The organism is Hypericibacter adhaerens, from assembly GCF_008728835.1.
Lineage (GTDB): Bacteria > Pseudomonadota > Alphaproteobacteria > Dongiales > Dongiaceae > Hypericibacter > Hypericibacter adhaerens.
Genome location: NZ_CP042582.1, coordinates 879405 through 900280 on the forward strand (window position 1 = coordinate 879405; position 20876 = coordinate 900280).

Sequence of the window (20876 nt, forward strand, 5' to 3'; positions counted from 1 at the left end):
TCCCTTTGCCCGATATCCCCCAGGAAGAGAGGACTGACCATGACCATCAAGATCGGCGACAAGATTCCGGCGGTGCAGCTCAAGACCATGGCGTCCGACGGCATGAAGACCGTGAGCACGGACGAGCTGTTCAAGGGCAAGAAGGTCGTGCTGTTCGCGCTGCCCGGCGCCTTCACCCCCACCTGCTCGGCCAAGCATCTGCCCGGCTTCGTGCAGCATGCGGAGAAGATCAAGGCGAAGGGCATCGACACCATCGCCTGCCTCTCGGTCAACGACGCCTTCGTCATGGATGCCTGGGGCAAGTCGCAGAGCACCGGCGACAAGGTGCTGATGCTGGCCGACGGCAATGCCGACTTCTCGAAGGCGGTGGGGCTGACGATGGACGGCAGCAGCTACGGCATGGGCCTGCGCGCCTCGCGCTACGCCATGCTGGTCGAGGACGGCACCGTCAAGGCGCTCAACGTCGAAGCCCCCGGCGCCTTCGAGGTCTCGAGCGCCGAAGCGATGATGAAGCTGCTGTAGGCGGGTCTTTGTCCCTTCCCCCGGAACGGGGGAAGGTTAGGAAGGGGGCTGCGCGATATCGGACACCGAGCAGCCCCCTCCCTGACCCTCCCCCGTAAAGACGGGGGAGGGGATATGTTTTCAGAGCACCATCCCTTCCCTGACCGCCCGGATCGCGTCGCGCGCGAGCTGGTCGGCGCGCTCGTTCTCGGGGTGGCCGGCATGGCCGCGCACCCATTCCCATGTCACCTCATGCGGGGCGGCCGCTTCCTCGAGACGCTGCCAGAGATCGACATTCTTGACCGGCTTCTTGTCGGCGGTCTTCCAGCCGCGGCGCTTCCAATCCACGATCCAGCGCGTGATGCCGTCCCTGACATAGATGCTGTCGGTCGAGAGCGTCACCTTGCAGGGCCGGCGCAGGTTTTCGAGCGCCGCGATCGCCGCCATCAGCTCCATGCGGTTGTTGGTGGTCTGGGTCTCCCCGCCCGAGAGCTCCTTCTCGGTCTCGCCATAGCGCAGCACGGCACCCCAGCCGCCGGGCCCCGGATTGCCGCTGCAGGCGCCGTCGGTGAAGATCTCGACCTGCGGCTTGGCCTTGCCCTTCGCGGCCGGCGCCTTGGCATTCACGGTTCGAATCCGTAGGCGCTGACGCTGCGGATACCGGCGTGGAAGCGAAGCTTGTCCAGATATTCGAGCGGGTCCTTCGGCTTGACGAAGGCGCCGGGCGGATGGTTGAGCCAGTCATAGAGCCGCGTCAGCAGGAAGCGCAGCGCGCTGCCGCGCGCCAGCATCGGCAGGGCCTCGAGCTCGGCCTTCGAGACGGGGCGCGTTTTCACGTAAGAGGCCAGGAACAGGCGCGCCTTGGTCACGTTGAAGGCGCCGTCATGCTCGAAACACCAGGCGTTGAGGCAGACCGCGATGTCGTAGGCATAGGCGTCGGTGCAGGCGAAGTAGAAATCGATGATGCCGGAGAGCCGGTCGCCCAGATAGAAGACGTTGTCGGGAAAGAGGTCGGCATGGATCACACCCGTGGGCAGATCGCGCGGCCAATGCGCCTCGAAGCCCTCGACCTCGCGGCGTATCTCCTCGGCGAGCCCGGCGCTCACCTCGTCCGCGCGCTCCTTGGTCGCCTCGTAGAGCCGCCGCCAGCCCGTGACCGAGAGATCGTTGGCGCGGCGCATCGCGAAATCGGCGCCGGCCAGATGCATCTGGGCCAGCGCCGTACCGAGCAGCTGGCAATGGCGCGCGGTGGGGCGGCGCGGCCACATGCCGTCGAGGAAGGTGACGATCGCCGCCGGCCGCTTGCAGAGCTCGCCCAGCGCCGTGCCGTCGCGCGCCTTGACCGGCGTGGGGCAGGCGATGCCGCGCGCGGCCAGATGCTCCATCAGGCCGATGAAGAAGGGCAAGTCCTCGGGGCGCACCCGCTTCTCGTACAGCGTCAGAATGTAGCTGGCGCGCTCGGTGGTGAGGAGGAAGTTGCTGTTCTCGACACCCTCGGCGATGCCCTTGCAGGAAACCGGGCGCCCGATGTCGTAGCGGGCGACGAAGGCTTCCAGCTCTCCGTCGGGGACTTCGGTATAGACCGCCATGGGATGTTTCTTCGGGACCGGCCGCGCGTTTTTCGGGAGCTGCCGCCGGTGCCGCTCAAGCCTGGAGCGGGGCGGGCGGAAGGATCGGCGCGCTCGAATCGGGCGGGGCTGCGGGCGTGATTCTCGACGGCATCATGGCAACCCCGAAATCCGGTAACGAGCGGAAAAAACTGGCCAATCCGGGCCTTGTGCGGGGCGGGAGCGTTCTTTAAAGTCCCCCCTGATCCGGCGCGGCGGCGGCAAAAAATAGGCCAGCAAGCCACCCGATGGGAAGGGGAACATGGCGGAACCGATACCGGCGCAGAAATCGCCCTACGCGGTGGATGTCACGGCCGGAAAGAAATATTTCTGGTGCGCCTGCGGGCGCTCCAAGGGGCAGCCCTTCTGCGACGGCTCGCACAAAGGCACCGGCCTGGCGCCGATCGCCTGGGATGCGAAGGTCAGCGAGCAGGTCTATTTCTGCGGCTGCAAATCCACCCACACCAAACCGCTTTGCGACGGAACACATAATGCTCTCTAGGCGGACTGCAGCCGCCCTGGCCGTAACGGGGATCCTTTCGGCCGGGCTGATGTCGTGCGGCTCCACGGACAATGCCGGCCCGCCGCCGCCTTGCCCGCGCATCGTCACGATCTCCGACGCTTCGCACCTGACCCGCTTCCAGGGCCCGGGCCGCGACGTGAAGGACGTGCAGTTCGAAGCCCAGGTCGGTCAGGTCAGCTCGGCCTGCGTCTATGTCGTCGAGCCCGACACCAACAAGACGCGCATCGAGACCACCATGCAGGTGCAGACCATCGCGTCGCGCGGTCCCGCCATGACCGGGGACAATGCGCAGTTCCAGTATTTCATCGCCATCTCGCGCATCGGCGCCGGGCCGCTCACGCGCCGGGCGTTCGATGTCGAGATTCCGCTCGAAGGCAACAACACGCGCGCCCAGTCGGTCGACGAGCTGACGCAGATGATCCCGCTGCAATCGGGCGAGAGCGGCGACAACTATGTCATCTATGTCGGCCTCGTGCTGACGCCGGACGAGCTCAAGTTCAATCGCGCCGACAGCTCGAACACCATCGTCGCGCCGGCATCGCCCTGATCGCGGGCGGACGAATTCGCGTCTCTTCGCTGTCGCAGCACAATTCCGTCGCGGTAATTCCCGTCCGCCCGGTGCGGGCGCTCGTTCGTTTTCGCGCTTGACCCATCGGGGTCACGGGGAGGATGCTGGCGCCCGATCGGACTATCCCCTTGCGGGAGAGACCGTCCCGGGCGATCGCGCGCAACAGCCAATGCCGCACGCGATGATCGGGAACGGCGCCGAAGGAGCAACCGCCCCGGAAACTCTCAGGCAAAAGGACCGCAAGGGGGACGAGAACTCTGGAAAGCAGACGATCGCGCGGTTGATGATCTGCGCGCCCGTCTCACCGAAGAGGTAGACCGGCACCCCGGTTTTCGGGTCGTCCACGCCGGCAAATCTTTCAGGTTCCAGGACAGAGGGGGCTTTTCGGCTGCGCGACGTTCGTGGCGCGGCCGGCAGCCTGCAATCTGTCCCTGTGAAGAGCCTGACATGACCTCATCCGCCCCTTCCGCCGACCTCAAGACCACGCCGCTTCACGCGCTGCATCGGGCGCTCGGCGCCAAGATGGTGCCTTTCGCCGGCTATGACATGCCGGTGCAATATCCAGCCGGCATCCTGGCCGAGCATCTCCACACCCGCGCGGCGGTGGGGCTGTTCGACGTCTCGCATATGGGCCAGCTGCGTCTCTCGGGGGCCAACCCGGCGCGGGCGCTCGAAACGCTGGTGCCGGCCGATATCGTCTCGCTGGCGCCGATGCGCCAGCGTTACACGCAATTCACCGACGAGAACGGCGGCATCCTGGACGATCTGATGGTGACCAATGCCGGCGATCATCTGTTCCTGGTGGTGAATGCCGATTGCAAGGACGCGGATCTGGCGCATCTCAAGGCGAAGCTGCCGGCGGGCGTGACGATGACGCCGCTGCCGGACCAGGCGTTGCTGGCGCTGCAGGGGCCGAAGGCAGCCGCTGTGCTCGCGCGTTTCGCGCCCGAGGCGGCGGCCATGACGTTCATGTCGGCCGCCACGCTGACGCTCGACGGGGTCGCCTGCTTCGTCACGCGCTCGGGCTATACCGGCGAGGACGGTTACGAGATCTCCATCCCGGCGGAGAAGGTCGAAGCCTTCGCCCGGCGCCTGCTCGATCAGCCGGAGGTGAAGCCGATCGGTCTCGGTGCCCGCGATTCGCTGCGGCTTGAGGCGGGCTTGTGCCTCTATGGCCATGACATCGATACCACCACCTCGCCGGTCGAGGCCGACCTGGTCTGGAGCATCGGCAAGCGCCGGCGCGCCGAGGGCGGCTTCCCGGGTGCGGCCCGCATCCAGCGCGAATTGAAGGAAGGCACCGGCCGCAAGCGCGTCGGCATCCTGCCCGAGGGCCGTGCGCCGGTGCGCGACGGCACCGAGCTGATCGCGGGCGGCCGCGCGATCGGCAAGGTCACCAGCGGCGGCTTCGGTCCCAGCCTCGGCGGCCCCGTCGCCATGGGCTATGTCGAGACCGGCATGGCGAAGATCGGCCAGAGCCTGGAGGCGATGGTGCGCGGCAAGGCCCTGCCGGCCCGCGTCGCGGCGCTTCCCTTCGTCAAGACCAACTATTACCGCGGATGAGGAGACGGAAACCCCATGAGCACGCTGCGCTACACCGAAGAGCATGAATGGATCCGCGTCGATGGCGATACCGCGACCATCGGCATCAGCCCCTATGCCCAGGAGCAGCTGGGCGACGTGGTGTTCGTCGACCTGCCGCAGCCCGGCAAGAAGGTCGAGAAGGGCAAGGAGGTGGCGGTGGTGGAATCGGTCAAGGCCGCGAGCGAGGTCTATGCGCCGGCCTCGGGCGAGGTGGTCGCGGTCAATGGCGATCTCTCGACCGAGCCCGCCAAGGTCAACAGCGATCCGCTCGGTGCCGGCTGGTTCGTCAAGATGAAGCTCGCCAACAAGGCCGAGCTCGACGGGCTGATGGACCAGGCGGCCTACGACGCCTATGTGAAGGGTCTGCACTGATGCGCTATCTGCCGCTCACGCAGGCCGACCGCCAGGCCATGCTGGCCCGGATCGGCGTGCGCTCCATCGACGACCTCTATCGCGACGTGCCGCCCAAGGCGCGCCGGGACAAGCCGGTCGATCTGCCGCCACACCAGGGCGAGCTCGAGGTCGAGCGCGCGATCGGGGCGATGGCGGCGAAGAATCTGGGTCCCTCGCGGGCGCCGAGCTTCCTCGGCGCCGGCGCCTACCGTCACCATGTGCCGGCCGCGGTCGATCACCTGATCCAGCGCGGCGAGTTCCTCACCTCCTACACGCCCTATCAGCCGGAGGTGACGCAGGGCACGCTCGAATATCTGTTCGAGTTCCAGACGCAAGTTGCGCTCCTGACCGGCATGGAGGTCGCCAACGCCTCCATGTATGACGGCGGCACCGCCTGCGCCGAGGCGGTGATGATGGCCAACCGGGTCACGCGCCGCTCGAAGGCCGTGCTCTCGGGCGGGCTCCATCCGCATTATGCCGAGATCACCCGCACCCATGCGCATTTCCTGGGCTTCCGCGTCGAGCAGCCGGCGCCCGATCCCGAGGGCCGGGAGGATCTGGCCAGGCTCGTCGACGGCGAGACCTCCTGCGTGGTGGTGCAGAACCCCAGCGTCTTCGGCCATCTCCAGGATCTGACGGCGCTGGCCGAGGCCTGCCACAAGGCGGGCGCGCTCCTGATCGTGGCGATCACCGAGGTGGTGTCGCTGGGCGCGGTCGAGCCGCCGGGCGCCATGGGCGCCGACATCGTCATCGCCGAGGGCCAGGCGCTGGGCAACGCGCTGGGCTTCGGCGGCCCCTATCTCGGACTCTTCGCGACCCGCGAGAAATATGTGCGCCAGATGCCGGGCCGCCTGGTCGGCGAGACCCGCGACGTCGACGGGCGGCGCGGCTGGGTGCTGACGCTCTCGACGCGCGAGCAACATATCCGCCGCGAGAAGGCGACCAGCAACATCTGCACCAATTCGGGCCTCTGCGCGCTGGCCTTCACCATCCACCTGACGCTCCTGGGCGAGGCCGGCTTCCAGCGGCTCGCGGCCCTCAACCATGCCGCCGCCTGTGCTCTCGCCGACAGGCTGGCGAAGCCGCCGGGCGTCTCGCTGCTCACCAAGAGCTTCTTCAACGAGTTCACGGTGAAGCTGCCGAAGCCCGCCGGTCCCGCCGTCGAGGCGCTGGCCAGGCGCGGCATCCTCGGCGGCGTACCGGCCTCGCGGCTCTGGCCCACGGAGAAATCGCTCGAGAATCTGCTGCTGGTCGCGGCGACCGAAGTGAACACCGCCGCGGAGATGGAGGCCCTGGCCTCCGCGCTGAAAGAGGTGCTGGCATGAATACCGATCCGATCACCGGCACCTATAGCGGCAATCGCGGGCTCCAGATCGAGGAACCGTTGATCTTCGAGCAGGGCGAGGAGGGACGCTGCGGCGTCGATCTTCCCGAACCGCCGAAGGTCTCGAGCCGTCTCGGCGGTCTCGGCCGCAAGAAGCCGGTCGGCCTGCCGGGCCTGTCGGAACCGCAGGTGGTGCGGCACTACACGCGGCTTTCGCAGAAGAACTATGCGATCGATATGGGGCTCTATCCCTTGGGCTCCTGCACGATGAAGCACAATCCGCGCCTCAACGAGAAGGTGGTGCGGCTGCCGGGCCTGGGCGATCTCCATCCGCTGCAGCCGGTCTCGACCGTGCAGGGCGCGCTCGAGTTGATCGACACGCTGGCCCATTGGCTCAAGACGCTCACCGGCATGCCGGCGGTGGCGATGTCGCCCGGTGCCGGCGCCCATGGCGAGCTCTGCGGCATCATGGCCATCCGCGCCGCGCTCGAGCATCGCGGCGATGCCCGCAAGCGCATCCTGGTGCCGGAGTCTGCGCACGGCACCAACCCCGCGACGGCGGCGGCCTGCGGCTACGAGGTCGATCCGATCCCGGCCAACGCCAAGGGCCGCGTCGATCTCGAGGCCTTCCGCGCCAAGCTCGGGCCCGACGTGGCGGGGATCATGATCACCAACCCCAACACCTGCGGCCTGTTCGAGCCCGACATCGTCGAGATCGCCGAGGCGATCCACGGCGCCGGCGGCTTCTTCTATTGCGACGGCGCCAATTTCAACGCCATCGTGGGCCGCGTGCGCCCGGGCGATCTCGGCATCGACTGCATGCATATCAACCTGCACAAGACCTTCTCGACGCCCCATGGCGGCGGCGGGCCGGGGGCGGGGCCGGTCGTGCTCTCCGAGGCGCTGGCGCCTTTCGCGCCGGTGCCCTGGGTGGTGCACGGTGCCGCCGGCTTCGATCTGGTGGAGCGCGATCCCAAGCAGCAATCCTTCGGCCGGCTCAAGGGCTTCCATGGCCAGATGGGCATGTTCGTCCGGGCGCTCGCCTACATGATGAGCCATGGCAGCGACGGGCTGAAGCAGGTGGCGGAGGATGCGGTCCTCAATGCCAACTACATCCTGGCCTCGCTCCGGGACGTGATGTCGCCGGCCTTCCCCGGTACCTGCATGCACGAGGCGCTGTTCGACGATCACTTCCTCAAGGATACCGGCGTCACCACGCTCGATTTCGCCAAGGCCCTGATCGACGAGGGCTATCACCCCATGACCATGTATTTCCCGCTGGTGGTCCATGGGGCGCTGCTGGTCGAGCCGACCGAGACCGAGAGCAAGGATTCGCTCGACCGTTTCATCGAGGTGATGAAGGGCTTGGCGCAGCGCGCCAAGTCGGGCGACGCCGCCCATTTCGAGGCGGCGCCGAAGCTGACGCCGCGCCGGCGCCTCGACGAGACCGCGGCCGCGCGCAAGCCCGTGCTGCGCTGGGTCCCGGGCTCGAACAGCGCCAAGGCGGCGGAGTAGGCGGTCCCTGTAGCCCTCTAGGAGGGCATGGCCTTCTTCAGCCGGTAGCGCTTCGCGTCCGGCAGATAGAGCCGGCCCTTGACCTGGAACGGCACGATGTCGCCGAACACCTGGCGCAGGTCGGCGCGCACCCGCGTGTTGACGCGATAGTACTGGTGGTTGGTGGCGTCGTCGTCGCCCGACAGGGCTTCCGAGACGTCCACCACCGAGACCTTGTCGTTGAGGCTGCGGGTGTTGTCCGGGCCGCCGGCGCCGAGCCGGTCGGGATTGCCCTTGGTCAGGTCGCTGACGATGAGCGCCCGGTCGCGGGGCGTGTGATAGACCAGGACCTGCTGGGCCAGCTGCGCCAACGGCTTCAGCTTGGCGTCGAACTCGAAGGTGTCCGCATCCTCGTCGGCGGCGGCCAGGATCACCTTGTCGAAGAGCCGCGGCAGGGTGCTGTGATAGCGCCGCAAAAGCCCTTGCACGCCATACCGTAGCGCGTAGTTGCCCATGCTGTGCGCCAGGATATTGAGGCGCTGCTCGCAGCGGTCGTCGGTGGCGATCTTCTGCAGATAGCGCGCCGCGATCTCGATGGCGCGGGCCATGGCGTCGCCCGACCGCTCCACGTCGGCGCGATCCTTGGGATAGGACATCAGCGGCACCATCTTGCCGTCGGACGGCCAGGTGAAGACGAAGATGTTCATCTGCACCGCCAGCCATTTCTTGAACTCGGCCGCCCGGACCAGCGCCTCGGTGAAGCTGTAGCCGAAGCCGTGCACATAGATCAGCGTGTCGCGCGCATGGTCGATCATCTTGGCCTTGAGCGCGTCGAACACCTGCTGGCTGCCGAGCACCAGCGTCTTGTCGGTGGGGTCGTCGAAGACGAGCTTCTCGGGTGCCACCTCGAGCTTGCGGAGCTTGAGGGTCTTCTCGTCGATCTCGGCGGTGCCGAAGCGGATCGCCGTGCCGTCGATGGGGCCGAGCAGCGGTCCGAAATCGGTCGGCGGGTCGCCGATCGGGTTGCGGTTGGTGGCGAAGAAGACGGTGATGGTGGAGGCAGGCATGGCCCTTCCTTCCGAGAGGATATCGGTTCACGAACTGGGCCTGATAGGAAGTCTATCTTATCGGTGCCGGAAGACCAGCGTCCGATGGGCCGACGCCGCCATCGACTCGTCGCGAGACTCGGCTATTGCCATAGATTGACCGTCCAATATCCTTGGACCCTTCCGGATCGTCGGCTGCTCAATTCCCCGGGCGCCGGCACCCACGACAGGCGAATGGATCGGGATCATGACAGGATCAGGGCGCCCGCGCCTCAGACCGGCGCGGCCCGAGGATGCGGCCGAGATCGTCGCCATGGTGCGCGAGCTGGCCGAATACGAGAAGGAACCGCCCTCGACCGTCGAGGCGAGCGCCGAAGATTTCCGGCGCGACTGCTTCGGCCCCAACCCCCGCGCCGAGGTGCTGATCCTGGAGGAGGGGGCGGCGATCCTGGGCTTCGCGCTCTACTATCACAACTACTCGACCTGGCTGGGCCAAGCCGGGCTTTATGTGGAGGATTTCTACCTGCGGCCTCCGGCGCGGGGCCGCGGACTGGGCCGGATGGTCATGGCCGGCATCGCCCAGATCGCGCGGGCGCGCGGCTGCCGGCGCCTCGAGCTGCAGGTGCTCGACTGGAACCCGGCGCGCCAATTCTACGAACGCATCGGGATGGAGCATCGGGACGACTGGTGCTCCTACCGGATCGCCGAAGAGGGCCTGGAACGGCTGGCATCGGAGGTTGACGATGGATCTTGGTCTGAAAGGCCGTAAGGCGCTGGTCTGCGCGGCCAGCAAGGGCATGGGGCGCGGCTGCGCCGAGGCCCTGGCCCGCGAGGGCTGCGAAGTCTGGATCACCGCGCGCCACGCGGATGTGCTGGAGGCGACCGCGGCCTCGATCCGGAAAGCCACCGGTGCGCGCGTGACCGCGGTTACGGGCGACATCGCGACCGAAGCGGGGCGCCAGGCGGCGCTCGCCGCCTGCCCCGAACCCGACATTTTGGTGAACAATGCCGGCGGCCCGCCCACCGGCGATTTCCGCAATTTCACCCGCCAAGACTGGGACGCGGCGCTCGAGGCCAACATGCTGGCGCCGATCTTCCTCATCAAGGCCACGATCGACGCCATGACGCGCCGCGGCTTCGGGCGCATCGTCAACATCACCTCCGTGACGGTGAAGCAGCCTTTCGCCTCGCTGGCGCTCTCCAACGGCGCGCGCAGCGGTCTCACCGGTTTCATCGCCGGCCTCGCCCGCGAGGTGGCCCGGCACAACGTCACTGTCAACAACCTGCTGCCGGGCTCGATCGCGACCGATCGCAGCGAGGTGTTCGTCGCCAGCCACGCCAAGGCGCGCGGCATCAGCCGCGAGGCGGCGCTGGCGGAGCTCGAGAAGGAGATTCCCGCCGGCCGCTTCGGTACGCCCGAGGAGTTCGGCGAGGCCTGTGCCTTTCTCTGCTCGGTCCAGGCCGGCTACATCACCGGCCAGAATATTCTGATCGACGGCGGCGCCTATCCGGGGACGTTCTGAAGGACGGCAGCGGGCATCCTGCGCGGCTTGCGCATCGCCATGTAGGCTTGATCCCCTGTCAGTCTGAGCGAGCGCGAAGAGTGCGGTCGCCGTTCAGCCGGTTTTGCGGCGCGCGCCGCCAGCGGGTCTCGCCTTGACGAGCGCTTCGAGATTCTCGGCGAAAGCGGCGCGGAACCGCTCCACCGGCAGGGCCAGCTTGCCCAGCATCGGCAGATGCACGATCCAGCCATGGATCGCCTCGGGCAGGCCCGCCACCCGCAGGACGGTGAGCTCGTCGCGATAAGCGCTACGCTCGATCGTCCAGGGTGGCACGATCGCCAGGCCGATGCCGCGCGCGGCCAGCGACAGCTTGAGTTCGGTCCCTTGGGCTTCCACCGCGACCTGAAACGGCAGGCCCGCCGCCGCGAAGAGCGCCGCGATGCCGGCTCGCGTGCCACAGCCTTCCTGATTGACGATCCAGGGATGGGCCGACACCGCCTTGAGATCGGCGCGCCGCGGCAGGCCGAGCTGCCGCGCGGCGACGACGGCGAGCTCCAGCTTGCCCAACGGCGTCGCCTGCAGCGGCGCCGGGATCTCCGTTTCCTGCATGACCATGACCGCGGCGGCGTCGAGCGAGCCGGCCAGGATCAGCCGGATCAAGGTGGGGGACCAGGAGGAGGTGATGCGCAGGGACAGCCGCGGGAAGCTGGCGCGCACCTCGTCGATCGGACCCGCCAGCGCCACATCGCCGACGTTGGGCGTGATGCCGAGGCGCAATTCGCCGGTGGGTGTCCCGTCGGGCGCCACGCCGGCCACGAGATCGCCGACCGAGCGCAGCACGCGGCGGCCGAGCTGATAGGCCTCGCGCCCCGCGCCCGTCGGCTTCAGCGGCTTGCCGGCGCGGTCGAGCAGGCTCGTGCCCAGCGCCTGCTCCAGGTTCTGGATGCGCCGCGTGATGGCCGGCTGGGTGAGGTTGAGCTGCGCGGCGGCGGCGCTGATCGAGCCGGTATCGATCACGGCCACGAAGGCCTCGATATCGTGCGTGTTCATGCGTATCTCGCATAAAGATGATAAAGATTATCGAATTGTATCATGATGAGGCCTCTTCTTAAAGTCCCCGGTCCCGACGCCATGGCGTCGCTCACCCCCCCGCGACCAGGGAGCCCAGCATGGACAGCGGTCTCGACAAGGCGTGCCTCGAAGAAACCCCGCAGCGCTCGCCGGCTTGCGCTTCGCCGCGGATGGGGACGGGTCTGACGGTCCTGTTCGCGACCGCGGTCGGCGTCCTGGTCATGTGCCTGTCGGCCAGCCAGGCCTTGATCGGGGAGTTCGGGCCGTCGCTCGGGCTCAGCACCGCCGCCGCGAGCCTGGTGGTCACCTTCACGCTTCTCGGCTACGCCGCGGGCCTGTTCCTGCTGGTGCCGCTGGTCGATGTCGTCGAGAACCGGCGATTGATCCTCGGCACGATGGCGGCCTGCATCGCCGCCCTGGGCGGTGCTGCGCTGGCGCCGGGGGCGACGCTCTTCATCGCGCTCTCCTTCATCGTCGGCATGACCTCGACCGTGGTCCAGATGCTGGTGCCGACCGCGGCTTTCCTCACGCCGGAAGCGAGGCGGGGACGGGTGGTCGGCAACATCATGAGCGGCATCATGCTGGGACTTCTGCTCGGCCGGCCGCTCGCCTGCCTGGTCGCGGAATGGTTCGGCTGGCGCGCCTATTACGGCATGAGCGCCGTTCTCGTCGCCGTCATGGCGCTCGCGCTCGCGCGCGTCCTGCCGCGGCAACGTCCGGCGGCCGGTCCGCGCTACGGCGCCCTGATCGCGTCGCTCCTGGCGCTGCTTCGCGAAGAGCCGGTCCTTCGCCGTCGCGCGAGCTACCAGGCACTGCTGATGGGGAGCTTCAGCGTGTTCTGGACCGCCATCGCTCTGCGGCTGCAGGCGCCGCCCTACAATCTCGGCCATGACGGCGTTGCCCTCTATGCGCTGGCGGGCGCCGCCGGGGCGGTCGTGGCGCCGCTGGCGGGGCGCGCCGGCGATCGCGGCCTGACGCGGCGCATCACCTTCCTCGGCCATGGCACGGCCATCGTCGCCATGCTGCTGGGGGGTGCGGTGGCGGGAGGAAGCTGGTCCCTGGATCTCATGGGCCTGCATCTGCTGCCGATGCTCTCGCTGGGCTTCCTGGTCGCGACCGCGCTGCTGCTGGACAGCGGCGTCGTCGCCGATCAGGCGGTCGGGCGGCGCGCGATCAATCTGCTGCGGCCGGAGGCGCGGGGCCGGCTCAACGGCCTCTTCACCGGCATCTTCTTCCTCGGCGCTTCGGCCGGCGCCCTGCTCGAGGGGCCGGCCTGGTCCTGGGGCGGCTGGGCCGCGGTCTGCTGGGTGGGATTGGGTTTCGCGCTCGCGGCCCTGCTGCTGCATGCCGTCGAGCCGCGCCATGCCCGCGTCGACTGAGGCGACCGCTCGCGCATGAAAAAGGCCCCATCCTTCTCGGGCGGGGCCTTTCGATTCCTGGCTCGGGAGAGCCGGCGTCTAATGCAGGCGGCGCTCCAGGTCGGCCACCGACTGGTCGATCAGGCTCGAGGCGCGGCTCTGGTCGAGCCCGGAGGCCAGCGCCTTCTGCGCGCCCTGGACGGCCAGATTGACCGCCTGGTTGCGGACCTCGGCCACGGCCTGGCTCTCGGCCTGGGCGATCTTCTCCATGGCCTGGCGCTCGCGGCGCTTCAGCGCGGCTTCGATCGTGGCCGCCGATTCCTTGCGGATGCGCTCCGCCTCGGACTTGGCATGGGCCAGGATCTCCTCGGCGTCCTTCAGCGCCTGGCGCTGGCGGCGCTGATAGTCGGCGAGGAGCTTCTCGGCCTCGGCCCGCAGCCGCTCGGCCTCGGCCAGCTCGCTGCGGATCTTGGCAGAGCGGTCGTCCAGCATCTTGTTGAGCGCGCGCAGGACCGGGCGCGCCGCCAGCACGAGGAAGATGACGGTGGCGATCGCAACCCAGGTTTCGGGATCCTGGAAGATTTCCATCAGCGGCGCTCCTTCGCGGCGGCTTCGACCCATTCCTTCGCGGCCGAGGGCGACAGCTCGACGCCCGCCACCTTGCGCACGATGCTCTGGGTCAGCTCCACCGCGACATTGCGAGTCTCGGCGAGCGCCGCGTCCTTGGTCGCGTTGATGCGCTTCTCGGCTTCCTCGGTCCGGGCATTGAGCTCGGTCGCGAAGGCCGCCTCGCGCTTGGCGAGCTCGGCGGCGACATCGGCCGCCGCCTGGCCGGTGAGGGCCTGGGCCTTCACCCGCGCGTCGGTCATCGCCTTCTCGTAGGCCGACAGCACGCTCTCGGCCTCGGTCTTCACGCGCTCGGCGCGCGCCAGATCGCCTTCGAGCTTCTGCTGCCGGTTGGCCAGGGTTGCTGCGATCTTGGGCAGCGCCAGGCGCGACATCAGCAGATAGAGGACGACGAAGGTGATGGCGAGCCAGATCAACTGCGGCGCGAACACCGCCGGGTCGAGCTGGGGCAGGCCGGCCTTTTCGCCTTCGGCGGCCAAAGCCGGCGCAGCCGCGACCGACCCCAGAGCGAGGGCGGCCAGGAGCTGCATCTTGCGGGTCAGGCCGTTGCGCATGACGAGGCGGGGCCTTTCTTCAGGTCCGATGGCGCCGATCAGCCGAACAGGATCAGCATCGCGATGCCGAGCGCGAAGATCGCGGTCGCTTCGGACAGCGCCATGCCGACGAACAGGTTGCCGGTCTGGGTCTTGGCCGCGGCCGGGTTGCGGATGCCCGCGCCCACGAACTGGCCGAACAGCATGCCGATGCCGATACCCGCGCCCGCGACGCCGATGGTGGCGAGGCCCGCGCCCAGCATCTTTGCAGCTTCGATTTCCATGTCTCGATCCTTTCAGGTTTGGAAGAAGTGAGGTTGTTGGGTTTTGTGTCGATCAGTGCTGCGGATGCAGCGCGTCGTGCAGATAGAGGCAGCTCAGCACGGCGAAGATGTAGGCCTGCAGCGTCGCCACGAAGAGCTCGAAGCCGACGAAGACCGCGATGAAGATCAGCGGTGCGACGCCGAAGATGCCCAGGAGCGTCACGAAGCCGGCGAACACCTTCAGCATGGTGTGGCCGACCATCATGTTGAGAAAGAGACGCACCGACAGGGTCACCGGCCGGATGAAGTAGGAGATGATCTCGATCGGGATCAGCAGGGGCAGCACGAAGATCGGCACGCCCGAGGGGCAGAACAGGCGCAGGAACTTGGGCCCGTTCTTGATGATCCCGATCGCCGTCACGCCGATGAAGACCAGCAGCGCCAGGGCCAGCGTCACGATGATGTGGCTGGTGACGGTGAAGGCGTAGGGGATCAGGCCGAAGACGTTGCAGAACAGCACGAACATGAAGAGCGTGAAGATGAACGGAAAATACTTCCGCCCTTCGCCGCCGACATTGTCGCGCACCAGATTGGCGATGAACTCGTAGAACATCTCCGCCAGCGACTGCCAGCGGCCCGGCACCAGGGCGCGGCTGCGCATCGAGAGCGTGAGGAAGAGGGTGATGGCCAGGATGGCGATCACCATCCAGAGCGCGGAGTTGGTGAAGGAGGCGTTGATGCCACCGATCTTGAGCGGGATCAGCTCGTGGATCGTAAATTGCTCGAGCGGGCTATGGGCCTCGGTCGCCACGTTTCCTCAGTCCTTCTTCCGTCCGTCGCCACCCGGCCCTTGAGGCCGGTCCTTGTCCTGCTCGCTGCGGTCCGCCTGCGTCATCGCCCGATAGGCGTTGAGCAGTCCGCCGGCCGCGCCGAGGAGGAAAAGCAGCACCATGAGCCAGGGCTTCGTGCCCAGCTCCTGATCAAGCCACCATCCCAGTCCCGCGCCGAACAGCATGCCGCCGATCAACTCGACCGCGACCCGATAGCCAGCACCCGCTCCGCGTTCGGCGGGAAGCGCCGGCCCGCGGCCGTCGCTCTTCCCTTCATTCTGACGCGCGCGCGCGGCTTTCAGCCGGGCGTCGAGATCGTTCAACGGTGGCGGGGGACCCCCTTCGGTCATCGGCCCAAATGACACGCAAAACCGCCGCAGCAGAAGGCTCCGGCGGCCCAAGCGGAGCGCACCATACGGGCGACCCCCACCCCTGTCAAGCCTGGGCGGCCGTTCGACAAACGCTTGCGGCGCAAGGAAAAACCGGGCCTGCGGCGTTACGCGCTCTGACGCAATTCCGCCGCGCGCTGCAAGTCGACCGAGACCAGCTGCGACACCCCGCGCTCGGCCATGGTGACGCCGAAGAGCCGGTCCATCCGGGCCATCGTCAGCCGGTGGTGGGTGATGACGAGGAAGCGGGTCGTGGTGTTGCGGGCCAGCTCCTCCACCAGGTCGCAGAAGCGGTCCACATTGGCGTCGTCGAGCGGGGCGTCCACCTCGTCCAGCACGCAGATCGGCGCCGGATTGGTCAGGAACACGCCGAAGAGCAGCGCCAGCGCCGTCAGGGCCTGCTCGCCGCCCGAGAGCAGCGACATGACCTGGAGCTTCTTGCCGGGCGGGCTCGCCATGATCTCGAGCCCCGCCTCGAGCGGATCCTCGGCCTCGGTCAGGGCCAGATGGGCGCGCCCGCCGCCGAAAAGCCGGGTGAAAAGCTGCTGGAAATGGCCGTTCACCACCTCGAAGGCGGCGAGCAGCCGCTCGCGGCCCTCGCGGTTGAGGCTGGCGATGCCCTGGCGCAGCCGGGCGATGGCGGAAACCAGGTCGTTGCGCTCGTTCTGCATCCCGCCGATCTGCTGCTCCAGCTCCTCGGCCTCGGCCTCGGCGCGCAGATTGACCGGCCCGATATTCTCGCGCTCGCGGGTCAGGCGCTGGATGCGGGCCTCGATGGACTCGCGGTCCGGCAGCTCCTCGCCGTCTTTCTGCTCGGCCAGCGCGAGGGCTTCCGACGGCGCCACCTCGAGCCGCTCCCGGGAGCGCTCGACCACCAGGGCCCCCGCCTGCTCGGCCTGGGCCACCAGCCCTTCGGCGCGCACCCGGTTCTCGCGGGCCTGGCCCAGCTCATGCTCGGCCACCTTCAGCGCGCGATCGAACTCGGCCAGCCGCGTTTCCGCTTCGGCCAGCCGGTCGGCCGCTTCCTGGCGCCTGGCGGTGGCGCCGTCGATCTCGTCCAGCAGGCGCTGGCGCTGCTCGGCCAGCTCGGCCGGCCGGCGGGCCAGCCGCTCGATCTCCTCGCCGATCTCGGCCAGGCGCTGTTGATAAGTTTCGAGCTGGCGCTGCGCCGCCTCGCTGCGCTGGGTCCAGGAATTGCGCTCGCGGGCGACCGAAGCCTGGCGCTCGGCTCGGATCGCCGCTTCGCGCTTGAGGCGCTCGACCGCGGCGCGGCGCTCGATCAGCTGGCCGCGTTCCTCGGCCAGCCGCGGCTTGAGCTCCGCCACCCGCTCGCGGGCACCGCCCAGATCGGGCAGGGCCGCGCGGTCGGCTTCGGCCTGCTGGCGCTGCGCGTCGGTCTCGGCACGCTCGCCCGCCACGTCCTCGGCGGTGCGCTTCAGGACGGTCAGCCGCGAAACCGCATCGGACAACCGCTGCTGCACCTGGGCCAGCGCCGAGCGGGCCTGATCGACCGCCTGGTAGGACTGGCGGCCGGCGTTGCGCGCCGCTTCGGCCTGCGCGTGGGCGGCGCTGCGCGCCTCGCTGGCCTGGGCCAGCGTTGCTTCGGCCCGGGTCAGCGTCTCGGTCGCGGATTCGAGCTCGCGCTTCACTTCGTTCAGGCGGTTGCGCTGGCGCAGGCGCACCGCGGCGGGGCTGGGCGCGCCGATCGCGACCGTGTAGCCGTCCCAGCGCCACATGGCGCCGTCCTTCGAGACCAGCCGCTGGCCCTGGCTGAGCTGGCTCGCGAGCGCGCGGACCTCGGCTTCGCTCCCGACCACGCCGATCTGATGCAGGCGGCGCAGCAGCACGGGCGAGCCGGTGACGAAGCGCGACAGCGGCTCGGCGCCCGCCGGCAGAAGCGGCGAATCGGAGGGATCGCCCGGCGATTGCCAGTGGACGGGGGCGGCCAGATCGGTCGAGGCGGTGAGATCGTCGCCCAGGGCGGCACCCAGCGCCGCCTCATAGCCGGGCTCGACCTGCAGCTTGTCGATCAAAGGCGGCTGGCTCGCCGATTCGGTGCCGGCGAAGAGCTCGCTCAAGGTCGAGACCTCGGCCGCGAGCTTGGCATGCGCGCTCTGCGCCGTCTGCTGGCCGGCCCGGGCCTCGGTCTCGGCGGCCTCGGCCGCGCTCAGGGCCTGCTCGGCCTCGCCGCGCCGCGCCTCGGCCGCGGCCAGCTCACCCTCGACCTCGGCCAGGCGGTGCTTGGCCGCCACCAGCTCCAGATCCTGCTCGGTCTCGGCGGTCAGGCGCTCGCGCTCGATCCGCGCGGATTCGGCGCGCTGGTCGAGACGGCGCAGCCGCTCCTCGAGCTCGGCCAGCCGGCGGGTCAGCGCCGCCTGGCGTGCCTCGCCTTCGGCGATCGATTGGGTGAGCTGCGCCAGCTCGGTCTCGGTGGTCTCGACCTGGGCCTGGCTTTCGTTGGCGAGCCGCCCGGCTTCGTCGAGCGCATCGCCTTCGCGGGCACCGGCCTCGGCGAGCTGGGTTTCCTCCTCGGCGAGCCGCGCCTGGGCCGCGGCGGCGTCTTCGAGCAACGCCCGCTCGCGGCCGATATCGCCTTCGACCTGCTGGCGCCGGCGCTCGGCCTCGGCCTGCTGCTGCTGGACACGCTGCTCTTCCTGCTCGAGGGCGCCGCGCGCCAGGGTCAAGCGCTGCAGCACGGCGGCCGCTTCGGCCTCGCCCTGGCGCAAGCCGGGCAGCAAGGAAGCGCCATCGGCCTGCTCGCGCGCGGCGACCGCGGCCGCTTCGGTGGCGCCGGCGACGGCGGACTCCGCTTCGGCCAGGGCCTGGCGCGCCGCCTCGACGCGGGCCTGGGCCTCGGTCCATTGCAGATGGATCAGCACCGCCTCGGCCTTGCGCAGCTGGTCGGCGATGGTGCGATAGCGCTGCGCCTGGCGGGCCTGCTTCTTCAGCGTCTGGAACTGCGCCTCGAGCGTGACGATCACGTCCTCGAGCCGCGCCAGATTGGCCTCAGCGGCGCGCAAGCGGAGCTCGGCCTCGTGGCGGCGGGAATGAAGGCCGGTGATGCCGGCGGCTTCCTCGAGCAGCGCGCGGCGCTCGGTCGGCTTGGCGCTGATGATGGCGCCGACGCGGCCCTGGCTCACCATCGCGGTCGAGTGGGCGCCGGTCGCGGCATCGGCGAAGAGGAGCTGCACGTCGCGCGCGCGCACTTCCGAGCCGTTGACGCGGTAATGCGAGCCCACGCCGCGATCGATGCGCCGGCTGATCTCGAGCGCCTCGGCGCCGTTGAACTGCGAGGGCACGTTGCGGTCGGCATTGTCGAGCGACAGCACGACCTCGGCGACATTGCGCGCCGGTCGGCCGGTATTGCCGGCGAAGATCACGTCGTCCATCTCCCCGCCGCGCATGCGCTTGGCGGAGGTCTCGCCCATCACCCAGCGCAGCGCCTCGACGAGGTTGGACTTGCCGCAGCCATTGGGGCCGACGATGCCGGTCATGCCGGGCTCGATCGGCATCTCCGTGCTATCGACGAAGGACTTGAAGCCGACGAGCCTGAGTTTGGTGAAATGAACCAAGCCGAACTCCGGGAAATCAATCGAGCGGATGCGGGAGGGATCGCGCGGACCGAGGCGCGAGGACGACCGTCATCAGGGCTGCAGCTCCTTGAATACCTTCTCGAAGTCCTCGAACGGCACGGCGCCCTGGATCTTGCGGCCATTGACGAAGAAGGTCGGGGTCGATTCGACGCCGAACTTGTCCTGGCCCTCCTGGGCGCGCGCGATGATGCGATCAGAGATCGCCTTGTCGTCGAGGCATTGCTGGAACTTGGTCTGGTCGATCCCGGCGCCGGCCGCGATCTTGGCCAGCCCTTCGACCGGCTTGTCGCCATGGGCCCAGTCGCCCTGCTCCTTGAAGAGCAGCGACACCATCGGGAAGAAGGTCACGGGCGAGACGCATTCGGCGAGCTCGGCGGCCTTGAGCGCGGCCTGATCGAGCGGATAGCTGCGGAACACCAGCCTCACCTTGCCGGTGTCGACATAGGCGCTCTTGATCTGCGGCAGGATGTCGTTGTGGAAATGGGCGCAGTGCGGGCAGGTGAGGGAGGCATACTCGATCATGGTGATCGGCGCGTCCTTCGAACCCAGCACATGGTCGTCGTCATAGAGCGGCATGTCCGCCGTGGCGGCGGCGGTGGCAGCGGCGGCGCTCGGATCGGCCGCGGCGGCGGGCGCCGCCTTCTGGCGATCCAGATACTCGTAGATGCCGACTCCGGCGACGGCGATCACGACAACAATAAGCGCGGCAATCCCGTATTTGCGCAATTCCCTGGTCCTTCCTGCGGGGCCTTGTTGCTCTCGACCCTTGGCGGGCGGCCCTTTGTCATCGGCCCGTCATCATGACCGGCCGCGGCCAAGTTAGACCGAAGCCGTTCGGGCGCTCAAGCGAACGTCCCTGTGGAAAGAAGGCATGAGCGGCGGCCATGGCGCGGGCCGCGTTAGATGGCAGGATTCTCGTGGCCGCGCAATCCCTTCGCGAGACTGTGACAAGGCGCGGCAATCGGCGCCGGAGGGCGGGTTATTTCCCGGGCGCGCGCTCGCAGCGCCTGATTCGGCATTCAACCGTGCGCGATCAGGAGAGACTCGGGAGGCTGCCACCATAGCTCGGGCTCGCGACGGTATCGCGCCGGCCCCGATGACAAGTTTCCTCTCGTTTCGATGAAAGCCGTTCAGCGGCCTGCCGGCTTCTTGGCTTCGCGGGCCAGCGTGGCGCCGAGTCGAGCGAGCGACTGGCGCAGCGCCTCGTCGGCGATGCCCTCGACGCTGCGGTCGATGGCGGCCGATTCGGCCGGCGCCAGCGGCGCGGTCGACGGCTCGGCGAGACGCCGTCGACGGGCAAGCTGCGGCAACGGCCCTCGCTCCAGCCTCAGCCGCGCCACGGCGCCATAGCCCAGATAGGCGTTGATCCGCTCGATCAGCTGCGGCTCCAGATGCTGCAGCTCGAGCGCAATGGCGCCGGCGACCCGCAGATGCAGCGTTCCGTCGCGCCGCTCGCGGCCGGCGAAAGCGAGCTTGAGCGGCAGGGTGGAGCGGGCAAGCTGCTCGCCCACGATCGCGGTCCAATCGGTCACCAGCCCGCCTTCCGCGAGCCCCCGCTTGCCCAAGGCCTTGCCGGCGATTCCCGGCAGCGACGCGGCCAGCGCCTGCATCCGCCCCTTGCGCGGCGCCTCTTCGGCAACGGACTTGTCGGCGTCGGGTTTATCGGCCAT

Annotated in this window: 22 protein-coding genes and 1 riboswitch; of the genes, 10 read left to right on the forward strand and 12 right to left on the reverse strand. The window is 68.6% G+C overall.

The window, feature by feature from the left end; translation table 11 throughout:
- Nucleotides 1-39: 39 nt before the first annotated feature.
- Nucleotides 40-522, forward strand: coding sequence for a peroxiredoxin (locus FRZ61_RS03920; protein WP_151115076.1), 483 nt, complete (start codon nt 40-42; stop codon nt 520-522).
- 120 nt (nt 523-642) lie between these two features.
- On the opposite strand, the gene rnhA is transcribed toward FRZ61_RS03920, so the two are convergent.
- Both rnhA and FRZ61_RS03930 read right to left on the reverse strand, forming a co-directional pair.
- The gene (rnhA, locus tag FRZ61_RS03925) at nt 643-1128 is read right to left on the reverse strand and encodes a ribonuclease HI (protein WP_151115077.1); all 486 of its coding nucleotides are present in this window, start codon (nt 1126-1128) and stop codon (nt 643-645) included.
- Nucleotides 1125-2090 (reverse strand): homoserine kinase, encoded by a 966-nt coding sequence (locus tag FRZ61_RS03930; protein WP_151115078.1) that lies wholly within the window; start codon nt 2088-2090, stop codon nt 1125-1127. The genes rnhA and FRZ61_RS03930 overlap by 4 nt, the downstream gene beginning before the upstream one ends.
- 280 nt (nt 2091-2370) lie before the next feature.
- Here FRZ61_RS03930 and FRZ61_RS03935 point away from each other — a divergent pair, with 280 nt between their 5' ends.
- The 6 genes from FRZ61_RS03935 to gcvPB all read left to right on the forward strand — a co-directional run bounded on the left by FRZ61_RS03935 (nt 2371) and on the right by gcvPB (nt 8015).
- Entirely contained in the window at nt 2371-2610 is a 240-nt protein-coding gene (locus tag FRZ61_RS03935) for a CDGSH iron-sulfur domain-containing protein (protein ID WP_151115079.1), read from the forward strand.
- 49 nt (nt 2611-2659) lie between these two features.
- The gene (locus FRZ61_RS03940) at nt 2660-3178 is read left to right on the forward strand and encodes a hypothetical protein (protein WP_151115080.1); all 519 of its coding nucleotides are present in this window, start codon (nt 2660-2662) and stop codon (nt 3176-3178) included.
- A gap of 142 nt (nt 3179-3320) precedes the next feature.
- Nucleotides 3321-3449, forward strand: a riboswitch (glycine riboswitch).
- Nucleotides 3450-3646: 197 nt separating this feature from the next.
- A complete protein-coding gene (gene gcvT / locus FRZ61_RS03945) occupies nt 3647-4762 on the forward strand; it encodes a glycine cleavage system aminomethyltransferase GcvT (protein WP_151115081.1) in 1116 nt (371 codons plus the stop codon).
- 15 nt (nt 4763-4777) lie between these two features.
- Entirely contained in the window at nt 4778-5155 is a 378-nt protein-coding gene (gene gcvH, locus FRZ61_RS03950) for a glycine cleavage system protein GcvH (RefSeq protein ID WP_151115082.1), read from the forward strand.
- Nucleotides 5155-6501, forward strand: coding sequence for an aminomethyl-transferring glycine dehydrogenase subunit GcvPA (gene gcvPA, locus FRZ61_RS03955; protein ID WP_151115083.1), 1347 nt, complete (start codon nt 5155-5157; stop codon nt 6499-6501). The genes gcvH and gcvPA overlap by 1 nt, the downstream gene beginning before the upstream one ends.
- Complete coding sequence (gcvPB, locus tag FRZ61_RS03960; RefSeq protein WP_151115084.1) at nt 6498-8015, forward strand: aminomethyl-transferring glycine dehydrogenase subunit GcvPB; 1518 nt, start codon at nt 6498-6500, stop codon at nt 8013-8015. Before gcvPA ends, gcvPB begins: the two co-directional genes overlap by 4 nt.
- Before the next feature lie 17 nt (nt 8016-8032).
- Here the strand turns inward: gcvPB and FRZ61_RS03965 are convergent, their stop codons facing one another.
- Nucleotides 8033-9061, reverse strand: a complete 1029-nt coding sequence (locus tag FRZ61_RS03965) for an alpha/beta hydrolase (RefSeq protein ID WP_151115085.1) — start codon at nt 9059-9061, stop codon at nt 8033-8035.
- 226 nt (nt 9062-9287) lie between these two features.
- On the opposite strand from FRZ61_RS03965, the gene FRZ61_RS03970 reads away from it, so the two are divergent.
- Together FRZ61_RS03970 and FRZ61_RS03975 are read left to right on the forward strand one after the other, a co-directional pair.
- Nucleotides 9288-9809, forward strand: a complete 522-nt coding sequence (locus FRZ61_RS03970) for a GNAT family N-acetyltransferase (RefSeq protein ID WP_151115086.1) — start codon at nt 9288-9290, stop codon at nt 9807-9809.
- Complete coding sequence (locus tag FRZ61_RS03975; RefSeq protein WP_151115087.1) at nt 9784-10563, forward strand: SDR family oxidoreductase; 780 nt, start codon at nt 9784-9786, stop codon at nt 10561-10563. The genes FRZ61_RS03970 and FRZ61_RS03975 overlap by 26 nt, the downstream gene beginning before the upstream one ends.
- Nucleotides 10564-10656: 93 nt before the next feature.
- Here the strand turns inward: FRZ61_RS03975 and FRZ61_RS03980 are convergent, their stop codons facing one another.
- The gene (locus FRZ61_RS03980) at nt 10657-11592 is read right to left on the reverse strand and encodes a LysR family transcriptional regulator (protein WP_151115088.1); all 936 of its coding nucleotides are present in this window, start codon (nt 11590-11592) and stop codon (nt 10657-10659) included.
- 119 nt (nt 11593-11711) lie between these two features.
- Between FRZ61_RS03980 and FRZ61_RS03985 the strand changes: the two genes are divergently transcribed.
- On the forward strand, nt 11712-12992 hold the full coding sequence (locus FRZ61_RS03985; RefSeq protein WP_225309099.1) for an MFS transporter: 1281 nt from the start codon (nt 11712-11714) through the stop codon (nt 12990-12992).
- A 78-nt stretch (nt 12993-13070) separates the two neighbouring features.
- On the opposite strand, the gene FRZ61_RS03990 is transcribed toward FRZ61_RS03985, so the two are convergent.
- From FRZ61_RS03990 to FRZ61_RS04025, 8 genes are all read right to left on the reverse strand, one after another.
- Entirely contained in the window at nt 13071-13559 is a 489-nt protein-coding gene (locus FRZ61_RS03990; protein WP_225309100.1) for a F0F1 ATP synthase subunit B family protein, read from the reverse strand.
- Nucleotides 13559-14152 (reverse strand): F0F1 ATP synthase subunit B family protein, encoded by a 594-nt coding sequence (locus FRZ61_RS03995; protein ID WP_151115090.1) that lies wholly within the window; start codon nt 14150-14152, stop codon nt 13559-13561. The genes FRZ61_RS03990 and FRZ61_RS03995 overlap by 1 nt, the downstream gene beginning before the upstream one ends.
- Before the next feature lie 38 nt (nt 14153-14190).
- The gene (locus FRZ61_RS04000) at nt 14191-14415 is read right to left on the reverse strand and encodes an ATP synthase subunit c family protein (protein WP_151115091.1); all 225 of its coding nucleotides are present in this window, start codon (nt 14413-14415) and stop codon (nt 14191-14193) included.
- A gap of 52 nt (nt 14416-14467) precedes the next feature.
- On the reverse strand, nt 14468-15205 hold the full coding sequence (locus FRZ61_RS04005; RefSeq protein WP_151115092.1) for a F0F1 ATP synthase subunit A: 738 nt from the start codon (nt 15203-15205) through the stop codon (nt 14468-14470).
- 6 nt (nt 15206-15211) lie between these two features.
- Nucleotides 15212-15547 (reverse strand): AtpZ/AtpI family protein, encoded by a 336-nt coding sequence (locus tag FRZ61_RS04010; RefSeq protein ID WP_191909285.1) that lies wholly within the window; start codon nt 15545-15547, stop codon nt 15212-15214.
- 173 nt (nt 15548-15720) lie between these two features.
- The gene (locus tag FRZ61_RS04015; RefSeq protein ID WP_456077636.1) at nt 15721-19125 is read right to left on the reverse strand and encodes an AAA family ATPase; all 3405 of its coding nucleotides are present in this window, start codon (nt 19123-19125) and stop codon (nt 15721-15723) included.
- 132 nt (nt 19126-19257) lie between these two features.
- Nucleotides 19258-19896: a DsbA family protein gene (locus FRZ61_RS04020; RefSeq protein WP_151115095.1), complete on the reverse strand. Its 639-nt coding sequence runs from the start codon at nt 19894-19896 to the stop codon at nt 19258-19260.
- Nucleotides 19897-20336: 440 nt separating this feature from the next.
- A complete protein-coding gene (locus FRZ61_RS04025) occupies nt 20337-20876 on the reverse strand; it encodes a DUF721 domain-containing protein (protein ID WP_225309101.1) in 540 nt (179 codons plus the stop codon).